Origin of the sequence: Microvirga sp. TS319 (assembly GCF_041276405.1) — a bacterium.
In the GTDB taxonomy this organism is placed as follows: Bacteria; Pseudomonadota; Alphaproteobacteria; order Rhizobiales; family Beijerinckiaceae; genus Microvirga.
On record NZ_JBGGGT010000002.1, the window covers coordinates 4,014,419 to 4,028,961 of the forward strand.

A 14,543-nucleotide genomic window follows, 5' to 3' on the forward strand; every position below is an offset into this window, starting at 1 on the left:
TGCCTTTCAGTTCAGTCCCGTCGAGCCGAACCCGCCTGCGTCCCGCGCCGTACGATCGACGGCGGCGACCTCCGCCACTTCCACGGTCGTGACGGGGGCAACGATCATCTGCGCGATGCGCATGCCGCGCGTGATCGCGAAGGGCTCCGTGCCGAGATTGACGAGCAGCACCTGCACCTCGCCGCGGTAATCCGCGTCAATGGTGCCGGGCGCATTGAGAACCGTCACGCCGTGCCTGAGGGCGAGGCCCGAGCGCGGCCGCACCTGGGCCTCGAAACCCTGCTCCAGCTGGATGACGAGGCCCGTGGGAACGAGCCTGCGTTCCAGCGGGGCCAGCACCACCGGGGCTTCGGCCGGGTTGGCGGCGATCAGATCCATGCCCGCGGCGCCCGGGGTTTCATAGCGCGGCAGCGGCAGGCCGGCACCGTGAGGCAGGCGCTGGACGCGCAGCACATGGGTCATGGGTTCCGGTCTCCGAGCAAAGCGCCCACATGCGCGACGAGCCGTTCGGCGACCTCGGTCTTCGAGAGCGTCGGCCAGGTCTCGACATTGGTTGACGTTACGAGATGCACCGTATTGCTGTCGCCACCCATGACGCCGGCGGCAGGCGACACGTCGTTGGCGAGGATGAGATCGCAGCCCTTCTTCACGAGTTTCTGCTTCGCGTGTTCGATCACGTTCTCGGTCTCGGCGGCAAAGCCCACCATGAGGGCCGGACGGTTCTGCGCCGATTTCGAGATCGTGGCGAGAATGTCGGGGTTTTCGGCAAGGGCCAGGTTCGGCAGAGCGCCGTCCTTCTTCTTGATCTTCTGCCCGCCCGCATTCGCTACGCGCCAATCGGCGACGGCGGCGGCGAAGATGCCGATATCGGCGGGCAGCGCCTTCTCCACCGCGGCCAGCATCTCGCGTGCGCTCTCCACATGCACGGTGGCGACGCCGGCGGGATCGGGCAGATCGACGGGACCGGAGATCAGCGTCACGCGTGCGCCTGCCGCCGCGGCCGCTCTTGCGATCGCGTGGCCCTGCTTGCCCGAAGACCGGTTGGCGATATAGCGCACCGGATCGATCGGCTCATGCGTCGGGCCCGAGGTCACGATCACATGGCGGCCAGCAAGTGGGCCGGAGGGGGCCAGCAGGCGCTCGACGGCAGCCGCGATTTCGAGGGGCTCGGCCATGCGGCCGGGGCCGATTTCAGCCTCCGCCATCGCGCCGTCGTTCGGCCCGACCGTATGGACGCCATCGGCCCGGAGGGCCTTGAGATTGCGTTGCGTGGCCGGATGCAGCCACATGCGCACGTTCATGGCGGGCGCGATCAGGATGGGCAGCGTGGTGGCGAGCAGGATTGTGGAAGCGAGATCGTCCGCATGCCCTCCCGCCATCTTCGCCATGAGATTGGCGGTCGCGGGCGCGACCACGACGAGATCCGCATCGCGCGCCAGCCGGATGTGCCCGATATCGGCCTCGTCCTCGCGGTCGAAGAGATCGGTATGCGTGCGCTGTCCGGTAAGGGCCGAGGCCGCCAGCTGCGTGATGAATTGCTGCGCGCCATGGGTGAGAACGCAGCGCACCAATGCGCCCCGCTCGCGCAGGCGGCGGATCAGGTCGAGGGACTTGTAGGCCGCGATCCCGCCGCCGATGACGAGGAGAATGCGTTTGCCGGACAGCGTCATGAGAAACCTCTGAACAGCATGATCATCAACGAGACGGCGATGATCCACAAGGCGGCCATGCCCCAGCGGTTGCCGCGCGCCTCCGCGCGCCCGATGGCGGCGATGCTCTCCTGGTTGAGGGCGACGCCCTTGGCGGTCATGTCTTCCATCTGGTTGAGAACCCGCTCGGCCCGCAGGGCGAGATCCGGCAGGTCGCCGATGACGCCCGCGAGAGTCCACAGGCCGCGGCCCGCCTGCTCGACGCGGCCCAAAGGCCCGAGATTGCGCTCGATCCATTCACGCACCACCGGCTCGGATGTGGTCCACATGTCGAGCTTGGGATCGAGCGCGCGCGCGACCCCTTCCACCACCACCATGGTCTTCTGCAGCATCACGAGTTCGGTGCGCGTCGCCATGTCGAACAGGGCCGTGATCTCGAACAGCAGCGTCAGCAGCTTCGCCATCGAGATCTCGTCGGCGCGCCGGTCGTGGATCGGCTCGCCGATGGCGCGGATCGCCTGCGCGAAATCCTCTACCGAATGGTGCGGCGGCACGTAGCCGGCCTCGAAATGCACCTGCGCGACACGCAGGTAGTCGCGGCGGATGAAGCCGAGTAGGATCTCGGCCAGGAAGCGCCGCTCCTTGAGGCCCAGGCGCCCCATGATGCCGAAATCGACCGCGACGAGACGGCCCTCCCGATCCACGAACAGGTTGCCAGGATGCATGTCGGCATGAAAATAGCCGTCGCGGATGGCGTGGCGCAGGAAGGACTGGATCACCGTGCGCGCGAGCGCCTCGCGGTCGAAGCCGGCACGCTCGATACCCTCGATGTCGTTGAGGCGCACGCCGTCGATCCAAGTGGTGGTGAGCACGTCGCGAGCCGTGAGATCCCATTCCGGCTTGGGTACGCGGAAATCGGGATCGCCCTTCGTGTTCTCGGCGAGTTCCGAGACGGCGGCGGCTTCGAGGCGCAGATCCATCTCGACGGAAACGGAGCGCGCCAGCGTCTCCACCACTTCCATGGGCCTGAGGCGGCGCGCATCGGGCACCATGCGCTCGAACAGGCGCGCGGCCGCGCGCATGGCCTGAAGGTCGCGGGCAAAGCCTTCACGGACGCCGGGGCGCACCACCTTCACGGCCACCGTCTCCTCGCCTTCCGGCGTGCGGATGCGAGCCTTGTGGACCTGAGCGATGGAGGCCGCCGCCAGGGGCTCGCTGAAATCGAGGAAGAGAGCGCCGATCGGACGCCCGAGAGCGGCCTCGATCACGGCGACGGCCTGGGCGCGCGGGAACGGAGGCATCCGGTCCTGCAGGCGCTCCAGATCGCGCGCCGCCGCAACGCCCACGATATCGGGACGCGTCGCGAGGAACTGGCCGAATTTCACGTAGGACGGCCCGAGCCGCGTGAGAGCCTTGGAAAGACGCGCCGCGCCGTCCCCCGTCTGCCGACGCTCGATGGTGCGCGCCAATCTCAAGGCAAGGCGCGCGGAGGGCGGCAGGGCGCTCGGATCGAAGAGCCCGAGAGCACCTTCGCGGGCGAGGATGAAGCCGGCGCGCAGATTGCGCGCGAGATGGACGATGCTGCCGATCACGTCTCAGATCTTCCAGCCGGAATGAATGGCGACCACGCCCGCCGTGAGCGGCCGATAGGTGACGCGCTTGAAGCCTGCCTCCTCGATCATCCGGGCGAAAGCGGCGGGCGGCGGGAACTTGCGGATCGATTCCACGAGATACTGGTAGGATTCCGCATCCCCCGTCACCATCCGGCCCATCTGCGGGATCACGTTGAAGGAATAGACGTCGTAGATCCTGTCGAGGAGGGGCACGTCCACCTTCGAGAATTCGAGGCAGAGGAAGCGCCCGCCGGGCTTCAGCACGCGATGCGCCTCACGCAGGGCCACGTCGATGCGCGGCACGTTCCGGATACCGAAGGCGATCGTGTAGGCGTCGTAGCTGTTGGATTCGAGCGGCAGCTCTTCCGCATTGGCCTCGACGAAGTCGATGCGGCCGTCATAGCGGCGACCGGCGCGCTCGGCGCCCACTTTCAGCATCTCGCCGTTGATGTCGAGCACGGTCACATGGGTCCGCGGCCCGCCCGCGTCGAGAATGCGAAAGGCCACGTCGCCCGTGCCGCCGGCCACGTCCAGGTGGCGGAAGGCACGCTCGCGGGGCGGACGCAGGGTGGAGACGAGGCTATCCTTCCAGAGGCGGTGGAGCCCTGCGGACATGAGATCGTTCATGAGGTCGTAGCGGCTCGCCACCGAACGGAAGACCTCGTTCACGCGGCCCTGCTTCTCGTCCAGGGGCACGGATTGAAACCCGAAATGGGTGTTCTCGTCGGTCATGATCCTCAAAAACCCTTTCGTCGCACTCTCAGCGGGATCCATAGCGGAAGCGGGGCCCGATGGCTATGTAAGGACTCCTGCGAACCGAAGAGATGGTTGATGCCCGAACTGCCCGAAGTCGAAACCGTCCGGCGGGGCCTGGAGCCCGCCATGGTGGGAGCCCGCTTCACGAAGGTGGTGCAGCGCCGCCCGGACCTGCGCTTTCCGTTCCCCGAACGCTTCGTGGAGCGCCTGGAGGGACAGGAGGTTAGGGCTCTGGGCCGCCGGGCCAAGTATCTGCTCGCCGATCTCTCCTCCGGGGAGGTGCTGATCATGCATCTGGGCATGTCGGGCCGATTCCTGGTGACGCAAGATGGGGCGAGCCGGATGCCGGGAGAGTTCCACCACGAGCATGGCGGCCTCAACGCGCACGATCACGTGACCTTCCACCTCTCCAACGGAGCGAGCGTCACCTACAACGACGCCCGGCGCTTCGGCTTCATGGATATGGTGCCCCGCTCCGGGATCGAATCCTGCAGGCATTTCGCCCAGATGGGCATCGAACCTCTTGGAAACGAACTCTCAGGGCAGATCATCGCCGATCTGTTCGCGGGCAGGCGGACGCCGCTGAAGGCCGCCCTCCTCGACCAGCGCCTGATCGCGGGGCTCGGCAACATCTATGTCTGCGAAGCCCTGTTCCGCACCGGCCTTCATCCGGAAGCTCCGGCGGGATCGCTCGCCACCAGGGCCGGCAAGCCGACCGACAAGGCGCATCGCCTGGCGGAGGTGATCCGGGAAGTCCTCTCGGAAGCGGTGACGGCGGGCGGATCCACCTTGCGGGATCATGCCCAGGTGGACGGCTCGCTCGGCTATTTCCAGCATTCCTTCCGTGTCTACGACCGGGAGGGGGAGCCCTGCGTCACGCCCGAATGCTCCGGCACGGTCGCGCGTCTGGTGCAGTCCGGCCGATCCACCTTCTATTGCCCGGTCTGCCAGAAGCAGACGCGTGCGCGATAATGTGAACGGCCAAGGCTGCCCCTCCCCGAAAAAGCCTGAAAAGGCATGGACTCTCGTCTCTTGCAGGTTGCGACCTTCACCGTCGGCATCTTCTGCAGGACAGGCTCGCGACCGCTTGAACTCGAGGTTCAGGAGGGCTCGCCATGGCCAAGATCGACGTCGTTTCCCACATCCACCGTGACCCGGTTTCGGAGCACCTCACGATCCGCAGGATCGGCACCTCCGACCTCATGGACGCCTTGAGGCGGGGCGCCGAGGATTTCTGGGCCGCTCCGACCCATCTCTTCTTCATCTGCCTTTTATACCCGATCCTCGGCGTGTTCTTCGCGGGCCTCGCCTTCGGCAACAACATGCTGCCGCTTCTCTTCCCGCTCATGTCGGGCTTCGCCCTCGTGGGGCCGCTCGCGGCCGTGGGCCTCTACGAGATCAGCCGCGAGCGCGAGCGCGGACAGGACGTGTCCGTGAGCAGCGTCTCCAACGTCTTCCGCTCCCACTCCATCGGGTCGATCGCGGCGCTCGGCGTTCTGCTGATGGTGATCTTCATCGCCTGGCTCCTGACGGCCCAGGCGCTTTATCAATCGCTGTTCGGCTGGCATGCCCCGGATTCTCTGAGCGGCTTCCTGCATGAGGTCTTCACCACCCGGGACGGCTGGACCCTCGTCATCGCGGGCAATGCCCTCGGCTTCATCTTCAGCGCCGTCGTCTTCTCCTTGAGCGTGATCTCCTTCCCGCTCCTGCTCGACCGGGACGTGGGCGCGATCCCTGCGATCCTCACATCCTTCAGGGCGGTGGCCGCTAATCCCGGTCCCATGATCGTCTGGGCGCTCATCGTTGCCCTGGCGCTCGTCATCGGCTTCATCCCGCTCTTCGTGGGGCTGGCCGTGGTGCTGCCGATCCTCGGGCACGCGACCTGGCACCTCTATCGCAAGGTGGTGGAATGACCTGTCCGGGCCGTCACGCCCCTCCGGGTCAACTCGCTCCCTCCCGTCATCCCCGTCCCCGGACGTGATCCGGGGATCGCGATAGGGACTTGCCGAGCCCCGCCGCCTCCCGTAACCCAGGGACGCAACAGCGGAGATTCCGGCCATGGCCTATGAAACGATCATCGTCGAGACGCGCGGCAAGGTGGGACTCATCACCCTCAACCGCCCCCAGGCTCTCAACGCCCTCAATTCGGCGCTCCTGAACGAGGTGAACCAGGCCCTCGACACCTTCGAGGCCGATCCGGCGGTCGGCTGCATCGTGGTCACCGGGTCCGAAAAGGCTTTCGCCGCGGGAGCCGACATCAAGGAGATGGCCTCGCTCGCCTATCCGCAGATCTATCTCGACAACCAGTTCTCCGGCTGGGAGAAGGTGGCGGGCCGCCGCAAGCCGATGATCGCCGCGGTCGCGGGCTTTGCGCTCGGCGGCGGCTGCGAATTCGCCATGATGTGCGATTTCATCATCGCGGCCGACAACGCCAAGTTCGGCCAGCCCGAGATCAAGCTGGGCGTCATGCCCGGCATGGGCGGCACGCAGCGCCTCACCCGCCTCGTCGGCCGGGCCAAGGCCATGGAGATGTGCCTGACGGGAAGGATGATGGGCGCGGAAGAGGCCGAGCGCTCCGGCCTCGTCGCCCGCGTGGTGCCCCTCGCGGACCTCATCTCCGAGACCATGAAGACGGCGGAGACCATCGCGGCCATGTCGCTGCCCATCGCCATGATGACGAAGGAAACCATCAACCGGGCCGATGAGGTGTCCTTGTCCGAGGGCATCCGTTTCGAGCGGCGGGTGTTCCACGCCATGTTCGCCACCGCCGACCAGAAGGAAGGCATGGCCGCCTTCGTGGACAAGCGCGCCGCCGAATTCAAAGATCAGTAACCGTGCCGGATATCGGTTTCGACATGATCGCGGCTCTCGCCGCGATCTCTTTTTTCGCGGGCTTCGTGGATTCGATCGCGGGCGGCGGCGGGCTTCTCACGGTGCCTGCTCTCCTGCTCGCAGGTCTCAGTCCGGCGAGCGCCATCGCCACCAACAAGGTGCAGGGCGCCTTCGCGGCGGCATCCGCCACCTACACCTTCGGACGCCGCGAGCTGATCAACTGGCGCAAGGCCTGGGGCTTCACGGCCGTGGCCTTCGTGAGCGGGGTCGCGGGCGCGCTCTGCGTGCGATTCCTGCCGCAATCCCTTCTGCAGATGCTGATCCCGGTGCTCCTGATCGCCATCGCGGTCTATTTCGCCCTGTCGCGCAAAGTGAAGGACGAGGACGCCCATGCCCGGATGACGGCGTTCGCCTTCGGCGCCACCGCTCCGGTCGCCGTCGGCTTCTATGACGGAATCTTCGGACCCGGCGCCGGCTCCTTCTACATGCTCGCCTTCGTGACACTCCTCGGCTACGGGGTGGTTCGGGCGACAGCCCATACCAAGCTTCTGAACCTTGCGAGCAACCTGGGCAGCCTTCTTCTCTATGCGGCCACCGGAGCCGTGATCTGGCCGGTAGGCCTCGTCATGGCAGGAGCCTCGTTTCTCGGGGCGCAGGTGGGCTCGCGGCTCGCCATGCGGCTGGGGAGCCGGATCATCCGTCCGCTGCTGGTCCTGGTCTCGGCCGCCATGGCGCTGAGGCTCCTCGTCGATCCCGCCAATCCGTGGCGCGTCATCCTGTCGGAAGGAGTGCGCGGAGGCCTCTCGGCGCTTTTTTGAGGCGCACAGACCTACGGACATTGACGTTCCCGAGGATCACGTCTATAAGCCGCCCCACACGAGCCCGCGCGTCCGCGGGCTCTTCGGTTTCCATTCATCGACCGGTCGCTGACGGAGCTCCAAGCCGGGCTTGTCGCGTCGGACTTTTAACAAACGAGGATTGGCCATGGCCAACACCGTGTCCGCCAAGAAAATGACCCGCAAGATTGCCAAGCGCACTGCGGTCAACAAGTCCCGCCGCAGCCGCATGCGGACGTTCGTCCGCAAGGTCGAGGAGGCGATCGCCTCCGGCAACCAGACCGAGGCCTTCGCGGCCATGCGCGCCGCCGAGCCGGAAATGATGCGCGCCGCCCAGAAGGGCATCGTGCACAAGAACACCGCTTCCCGGAAGGTTTCGCGCCTGACGAGCCGCATCAAGGCCCTGAGCGCCTAAACCGCTCCCAGGCAGCATCGACGATGTTCGAACCCGGCCCAACGGCCGGGTTTTTTGCTGACCACCCGCCCCATGTCTATCCGGCAGAACTATCCAGCGTAAACCGCCTCCTGCACGCGCCCCTCCCGAACGAGCCGGGCCCGCAAGCGGGAAGGTACTGGTCGCCGCCCCTCCAAACCGCTCCGCGTCCGTTTCCGGCGATTAGAGCATCGGACCCAAACGTAGAATCCACTTGTGGGATTGGATCCGATGCTCGCTTCTAGAGGAGCGCATCGTGCGGACCCCAGCCGAAGCGCGCCCTCCAGGCGGAAGGCCTTGCGATGGAGCAGCTGCGAGCCCCTCCCTTCATTTGCCTCACCTGCCTCACCGTCGAACACCGCCTCCCCCTCCCCCACGGCGGGAACGGACCCGATGCCTCGAACTTCGCTCGCTCAAGCCGTTGGAAGCCAGCTGTCTCCGTCATGCCGCAAAGGGACAGACCGAACAGCCCCGATAGCAGCTTTTTGCTCGCCTTTTATCCACACGGGAGCTTGACTTTATCATCGGAAAACAGGGTGAGAATCCACAAGGCGCAGATTCAAAATGCACATGAAATGCCGATGCCGATCAGTAGCTTAGCAGGCAAAGGTTCGCAAAGCATCGGAATCACCCTCCGGGAGGCGCCGAATCGATCCTGAATCAAGGTTGCGGAAAAAGCTTTTTTCGCGCGTCGAAACAAGCTGGGGCGACACTGTGAATCAGTTGAAGAGTCAGGACTTTATCGCCGCACCCCAAAACCTGTGGACGGGTCTGTGGAGCCTTTTTGGGCATCTTTGCAGGATGCCTGTTGACTCGACCATGTTGCGCGCCCTCGCCCAGCCTGTATATGGTCATCCTGCTTCAACGGCTCGCCGTTAAGTCATCCGTTCAAGTCCCAAGCTATAGAACACAATCATGGGGTCAGGGCTTTGTTTCATTCTGACAAGAAGCAGGCGAAAGCACGTGCCTTCCTCAGAGGTAGTCTTGATAGAGCTTGAAGGGCTATCCAAGGGGTAGCGTTTTCCGACTGCCTCGACTTTGAAGCGGTTCGATAATCTTTAGTACAATTGGGGGCGCCACGTTCTGAACAACCTGTGATTCAGGGCTGCTTTGCTGTTCAGAACGGGTCATGCGTGGGGGTTTTGCTCAATCCGGCAAAGCCTCGTGGAGGAAATTTGATGTATCGCAGCGAGGACCATCGCGCCTTTGCCGCTGCCAATGAGAGCGGCATGGAAGCTTCTGGCGAGCAAACGGCATCGGATGTCTGGACGCGGGTCAAGCGCCGCCTGCGTGCCGAGCTGGGTGAGGATATCTTTGCCAGCTGGTTCGGCCGCCTGGAACTGGATACGGTGATGGAAGGCTGCGCCTATCTGACGGTGCCGACCCGGTTCCTGAAAAGCTGGATCGAGTCCCACTATGCCGACCGGGTGCTGTCGGTGTACCGCTCGGAGACCAAGGATGTGGAGCGCGTGGTGATCGGCGTGCGCAACACGATCGGCCGCGAGGCATCCGCCCAGCGCCGCCCGGGCGAGGCCCCCCGTCCGAACACGCCTGCCCCCATGCCGATGACCGTTCAGGCCAACGAACCCAAGACGCCCTCGCTCACTCTTCCCCAGGAGGAGCGGACGGAAAACTCGGATCTCGGCGGCGCGCCGCTCGATCCGCGCCTGACTTTTGAGAGCTTCATCATCGGCCGCTCCAATGCCCTGGCGCATGCTGCCGCCGACCGGGTCGCCCATGCGGCCAACGGTCAGGTGATCTACAACCCGCTTTATCTTCATGCGGGCGTTGGTCTCGGCAAGACCCATTTGCTCCATGCCATCGGCCATCAGATGCGCGGCCAGGGCCGGCGCGTCATCTATCTCACCGCGGACCGCTTCATGTACGGCTTCGTCGCGTCCCTGAAGGCGCAGACGTCGCTGGCCTTCAAGGAGCGCCTGCGCGGGATCGACCTGCTCATCATCGACGACGTGCAGTTCATCCAGGGCAAGCAGATCCAGCAGGAATTCGGCCACACGCTCAACGCCCTCATCGATGCGGGCCGCCAGATCGTGATCGCCGCCGACCGCCCGCCGGCGGATCTCGAGAACCTGGACGAGCGCGTGCGCTCGCGCCTCGCTGGCGGCCTCGTGGTCGAGGTCACGGCGCTCGACGAAGCCCTTCGCACCTCGATCCTCTCCACCCGCATCGAGGCCCTCAAAACCATTCACTCCACCTTCGAGGTGGGTCCCAACGTCATCGCCTACGTGGCCCGCTCGATCACGGCGAACGGCCGCGATCTCGAAGGTGCGGTGAACCGCCTCCTGGCGCATGCCACGCTCACCGGCTCGGCCATCACCCTCGAGACCGCCGAGACCGCGATCCGCGATCTCGTGCGCAACCGCGAGCCGAAGCGCGTGAAGATCGAGGACATCCAGAAGCTCGTGGCCTCGCGCTACAACGTCTCCCGCTCGGATATCCTCTCGGAACGGCGAACCGCCGCCGTAGTGCGGCCACGCCAGATCGCCATGTATCTGTCCAAGGTGCTGACGCTCCGCTCCCTGCCGGAGATCGGCCGCCGCTTCGGCGGGCGTGATCACACCACCGTGCTCCATGCGGTGCGCAAGATCGAAAAGGCGCTTGGCGAGGATCACGCGCTCTCCGACGAGGTCGAGCTGCTCAAGCGGATGCTCCAGGAGTAAGCCTTTCCGGAGGAGTAAGCCTTTCCGGAGGAATAGGCCCTTCCCGGGCGGCGAGAGGCTCATTCGGAACAGTCGAAACCTGTGGCCTTGCATTCTCGGGCGACAGACGCCAATCTTGCCGCTCCGCTTGTCGCACGGGTGACAGGCCAAGAATTTCACCGACAATAGGTGTCGCTTTATGAGAGTTACTGTTGAGCGCGCCGCTCTGCTGAAGGCGCTGGGGCACGTGCACCGCGTCGTCGAGCGCCGCAACACCATTCCGATTCTGTCGAACGTCCTCTTGCGCGCCGAGGATGGCGCCCTGCGCCTGCGCGCAACCGACCTCGACATCGAGGTCACGGAAACGATCCCGGCCGATATCACGGAGGCAGGCTCCACCACGGTGCCCGCCTACATGATCTACGACATCGTGCGAAAGCTCCCCGACGGCGCCCAGGTCTCCCTCGAGATGACCGCCGACATGGGCCAGATGCAGATCCGCTCGGGCCGCTCGCGCTTCATGCTGCAGGCGCTTCCCGAGAGCGATTTCCCGGATCTCGCCGCCGGCGACCTTCCGCACCGCTTCACCTTGGCGGCTGCCGATCTCAAGCGCCTGATCGAAAAGACCCAGTTCGCGATCTCGACCGAAGAAACGCGCTACTATCTCAACGGCATCTATCTGCACACGCTGGACGTAGGCGGATCGCTCGTGATGCGGGCCGTCGCCACCGACGGCCATCGCCTCGCCCGCGTGGAACTGCCCGCGCCTACGGGTTCGGAGGGCATGCCCGGCGTGATCATTCCACGCAAGGCGGTCGCCGAGATCGTCAAGCTCGTCGAAGACGGTTCGGAGACCATCACGGTGGAGCTGTCCTCGGCGAAGGTCCGCCTGACCTTCGACGGCGTGGTTTTGACCTCCAAGCTCATCGACGGCACCTTCCCCGATTATCAGCGCGTCATTCCTGCCGGCAACGACAAGGTCCTGGTGGTCGAGCGCGCCGATTTCGCCAAGGCCGTCGACCGCGTCTCCACGATCTCCTCGGAGCGTGGGCGCGCCGTGAAGCTGGCGCTCGGCGACGGGCGCCTGACGCTCACCGTCAACAATCCGGATTCGGGCAGCGCGACGGAGGAGATCGAGGTCGATTACGATGCTGCTCCCATCGATATCGGTTTCAACGCCAAGTACCTGCTGGACATCACGGCCCAGCTCGATGGCGACACCGCCCTGTTCAAGCTTGCCGATCCCGGCTCGCCCACCCTCATCCAGGACCGCGAGGGCGCATCCGCCCTCTACGTCCTGATGCCGATGCGCGTTTAAGGCTTCGCAGACGTCATCCCGGCGAAGGCTGGCGCATCGTGCGGACCCAGCGGGCCGCGCTAGCGAAAAGCGGCCCCGGTTTTTCGCTCAAACGATGCGCTCTCTCCAAGAAGGGAGCATCGGATTCAACCCCAAAAGTGGATTCCACTTTTCACGTCCGATGCTCTAGCGCTTGATCTTTCGCGTCCGCTTCTGAAAGAAGGGGACGCATGTCCGCTTCTCCTGTTGCCGCCTCCCGAATCGCTCGCCTGATCCTCCAGGATTTCCGCACCTATGCGAGCCTGGACCTTTCCGTCTCGCGCCAGCTCGTGGCGCTCGTAGGCGAGAACGGGGCGGGCAAGACCAATGTGCTGGAGGCGATCTCCCTCTTCATGCCGGGACGCGGTCTGCGTCGCGCGGAGCTCGCCGACATGGCCCGCCAGGGCGGCACCGGCTCCTTCGCCGTTTCGCTCACTCTCGACACGGCTTACGGCGAGCACCGCCTCGGCACCGGCCTCGAACCGCAGGGAGAAAACGGCCGCGCCTCGCGCCTCTGCCGGATCGACGGCATGGCGGCTTCCTCTCCGACGGCCTTTGCCGAATTCCTGCGGGTCGTCTGGCTCACGCCTGATCTCGATGCCTTGTTTCGTGGTCCGGCCGGCGACCGCCGCCGCTTCCTCGACCGCCTGGTGCTTGCGGTGGATGCGGAGCACGGCACCCGGGTGAACGCCCTGGAGCGTGCGCTGCGCTCCCGCAACCGGGTGCTGGAGGAAAATCCCGACGATCGCCTGTGGCTCGATGCCCTGGAGCGCGAGGTGGCCGAGCTGGCGATCGCGGTCGCCGCCGCGCGCCGCGAGACCGTGGACCGGCTCGCCGCCCTGATCCTGGCGACGCGCGAGGAGGAATCCCCCTTCCCGTTCGCCACGATGGACATCGAAGGCGAGATCGACAGGCTGGTCGCCACGCTTCCGGCCGTCGATGCCGAGGACCGCTACCGCGCGATCCTGCGCGATTATCGTGCGCGCGACCGCGCTGCCGGGCGAACCCTCGTCGGTCCGCAGGCCTCCGACCTGCTCGTGCGCCACGGCCCCAAGGACATCGCGGCCAACACCGCCTCGACGGGCGAACAGAAGGCCCTTCTCATCGGCCTGGTGCTCGCCCATGCGCGGCTGGTGGCCAGCATGAGCGGCATTGCCCCCTTCGTGCTCCTCGACGAGGTTGCCGCCCATCTCGATCCGCGCCGCCGCGCGGGCCTCTTCGCGGCCCTGGAAACACTCGGCGGACAGGTCTGGATGACGGGCGCCGATCCGAGCCTCTTCGCAGAACTCGAAGGCCGGGCGGACGTGCTTCAGGTTTTGCCCGGCGTGATCGAACCCATCACAACTCGTTGATGGCGCAAAGGAGCGTTCTGGCGTATGAGGGAGGTGCAACACAATCTCACGCGCCGGTCATCGTCATGGAACCCGCAGGCCTGATCCTGTTCTCGTCCGCCCTGTTCATCGCCGCAGCCTCGCCCGGGCCGGGGATCGCCGCCATCGTGGCGCGGGTGCTGGGGCGCGGCCCCAAGGAGGCTGTGCCGTTCAGCATCGGAATCGCCCTGGGGGACGTGGTGTGGCTCACCTTCGCGGTCTTAGGCCTCGCCGCCCTGGCGCAGACCTTCCATGAGGTCTTCCTGGCGATCAAATACGCTGGCGCCGCCTATCTGCTCTATCTCGCCTACAAGCTCTGGACGGCTCCCGCCGCAGCCAGGGAGGTCCAGGCCGAGGAGAGGCCCGAGCATCCGGCCAAACTCCTGCTGGGCGGGCTGGCGCTCACCCTCGGCAACCCGAAGACGATGGTGTTCTACCTCGCGCTCCTGCCGACCTTCCTCGATCTCACCCGGATCACGACGCTGGGCTATGCGGAACTCGCTCTCGCCACCCTGGCGGTGCTGGCGGTGGTGTTCGGCGGCTATATCGTGCTCGCGACCCGCGCCCGCAGGCTCTTCACCAGCCCCAACGCCATCCGCATTCTCAACCGCTTCACGGGAACCGTCATGGCGGGAGCGGCGGCGGCCGTGGCGGCCCGCTGACGGATCATGGCGGCAGCCCGGTTGCTGCTTTGGTCCTGCGCCAGCTTTGCGTGTGCCTTCGCGTTTCATGACCGTTATTGGCAAAGGCGGGATTGTTTCAACGAGCTCGGCCGCTGTTACGATACGGAAGCCGGCGTGATGGTCGAGCAGGCTGGCCCGATCTGGGGAACGCTCACGCTTGTTTTCGGCCTTCTCGCGCTGAGGAGCCTCCGGCGGCTCCTGAGACAAAGAACCACCCTCTGAACGCGCCGAATCGGCACTTTTTGGTGGATTTTCGGCCCCCTTTTCACGCGCGCGTATACGCGCGGGGGTGAAATTTCAACCAATCGTCACTAAATATCTGATCTGACGAATCAAAACCCTGGCGCGCCTCTCCTTCTTCCGCTGCGCCTCGAA

Annotated in this window: 13 protein-coding genes; 9 read left to right on the top strand and 4 right to left on the bottom strand. The window is 65.4% G+C overall.

The genetic code is table 11. The features are described from left to right. Positions 1-6: 6 nt before the first annotated feature. From dut to ubiE, 4 genes are read right to left on the bottom strand one after another with little or no spacing between them, the layout of a single operon-like run. A complete protein-coding gene (gene dut / locus AB8841_RS28295; protein ID WP_370439062.1) occupies positions 7-462 on the bottom strand; it encodes a dUTP diphosphatase in 456 nt (151 codons plus the stop codon). Further along, positions 459-1,670 carry a bifunctional phosphopantothenoylcysteine decarboxylase/phosphopantothenate--cysteine ligase CoaBC gene (gene coaBC / locus AB8841_RS28300; RefSeq protein ID WP_370439063.1) on the bottom strand — a complete coding sequence of 404 codons (1,212 nt, stop codon included), beginning with the start codon at positions 1,668-1,670 and terminating at the stop codon, positions 459-461. The genes dut and coaBC overlap by 4 nt, the downstream gene beginning before the upstream one ends. Then, positions 1,667-3,241 (bottom strand): 2-polyprenylphenol 6-hydroxylase, encoded by a 1,575-nt coding sequence (gene ubiB / locus AB8841_RS28305; RefSeq protein WP_370439064.1) that lies wholly within the window; start codon positions 3,239-3,241, stop codon positions 1,667-1,669. Before ubiB ends, coaBC begins: the two co-directional genes overlap by 4 nt. Positions 3,242-3,244: 3 nt before the next feature. After that, a complete protein-coding gene (gene ubiE, locus AB8841_RS28310; RefSeq protein ID WP_370439065.1) occupies positions 3,245-3,994 on the bottom strand; it encodes a bifunctional demethylmenaquinone methyltransferase/2-methoxy-6-polyprenyl-1,4-benzoquinol methylase UbiE in 750 nt (249 codons plus the stop codon). Positions 3,995-4,093: 99 nt separating this feature from the next. Here ubiE and mutM point away from each other — a divergent pair, with 99 nt between their 5' ends. The 9 genes from mutM to AB8841_RS28355 all read left to right on the top strand — a co-directional run bounded on the left by mutM (position 4,094) and on the right by AB8841_RS28355 (position 14,147). Beyond that, positions 4,094-4,990 (top strand): bifunctional DNA-formamidopyrimidine glycosylase/DNA-(apurinic or apyrimidinic site) lyase, encoded by an 897-nt coding sequence (gene mutM / locus AB8841_RS28315; RefSeq protein WP_370439066.1) that lies wholly within the window; start codon positions 4,094-4,096, stop codon positions 4,988-4,990. Between the two features lie 143 nt (positions 4,991-5,133). After that, positions 5,134-5,931, top strand: coding sequence for a DUF2189 domain-containing protein (locus AB8841_RS28320; protein ID WP_370439067.1), 798 nt, complete (start codon positions 5,134-5,136; stop codon positions 5,929-5,931). Between the two features lie 145 nt (positions 5,932-6,076). Beyond that, on the top strand, positions 6,077-6,850 hold the full coding sequence (locus AB8841_RS28325) for an enoyl-CoA hydratase (RefSeq protein ID WP_370439068.1): 774 nt from the start codon (positions 6,077-6,079) through the stop codon (positions 6,848-6,850). Positions 6,851-6,852: 2 nt separating this feature from the next. Continuing rightward, the gene (locus AB8841_RS28330) at positions 6,853-7,668 is read left to right on the top strand and encodes a TSUP family transporter (protein WP_370439069.1); all 816 of its coding nucleotides are present in this window, start codon (positions 6,853-6,855) and stop codon (positions 7,666-7,668) included. Positions 7,669-7,834: 166 nt separating this feature from the next. After that, the gene (gene rpsT, locus AB8841_RS28335) at positions 7,835-8,101 is read left to right on the top strand and encodes a 30S ribosomal protein S20 (protein WP_370439070.1); all 267 of its coding nucleotides are present in this window, start codon (positions 7,835-7,837) and stop codon (positions 8,099-8,101) included. Positions 8,102-9,348: 1,247 nt separating this feature from the next. Further along, positions 9,349-10,800 (top strand): chromosomal replication initiator protein DnaA, encoded by a 1,452-nt coding sequence (dnaA, locus tag AB8841_RS28340; protein ID WP_370439071.1) that lies wholly within the window; start codon positions 9,349-9,351, stop codon positions 10,798-10,800. Between the two features lie 178 nt (positions 10,801-10,978). Next, positions 10,979-12,097: a DNA polymerase III subunit beta gene (dnaN, locus tag AB8841_RS28345; protein WP_370439072.1), complete on the top strand. Its 1,119-nt coding sequence runs from the start codon at positions 10,979-10,981 to the stop codon at positions 12,095-12,097. 209 nt (positions 12,098-12,306) lie between these two features. Further along, complete coding sequence (recF, locus tag AB8841_RS28350) at positions 12,307-13,467, top strand: DNA replication/repair protein RecF (RefSeq protein WP_370439073.1); 1,161 nt, start codon at positions 12,307-12,309, stop codon at positions 13,465-13,467. Positions 13,468-13,532: 65 nt separating this feature from the next. Then, on the top strand, positions 13,533-14,147 hold the full coding sequence (locus AB8841_RS28355; RefSeq protein WP_370439074.1) for a LysE family translocator: 615 nt from the start codon (positions 13,533-13,535) through the stop codon (positions 14,145-14,147). Positions 14,148-14,543 lie beyond the last annotated feature (396 nt).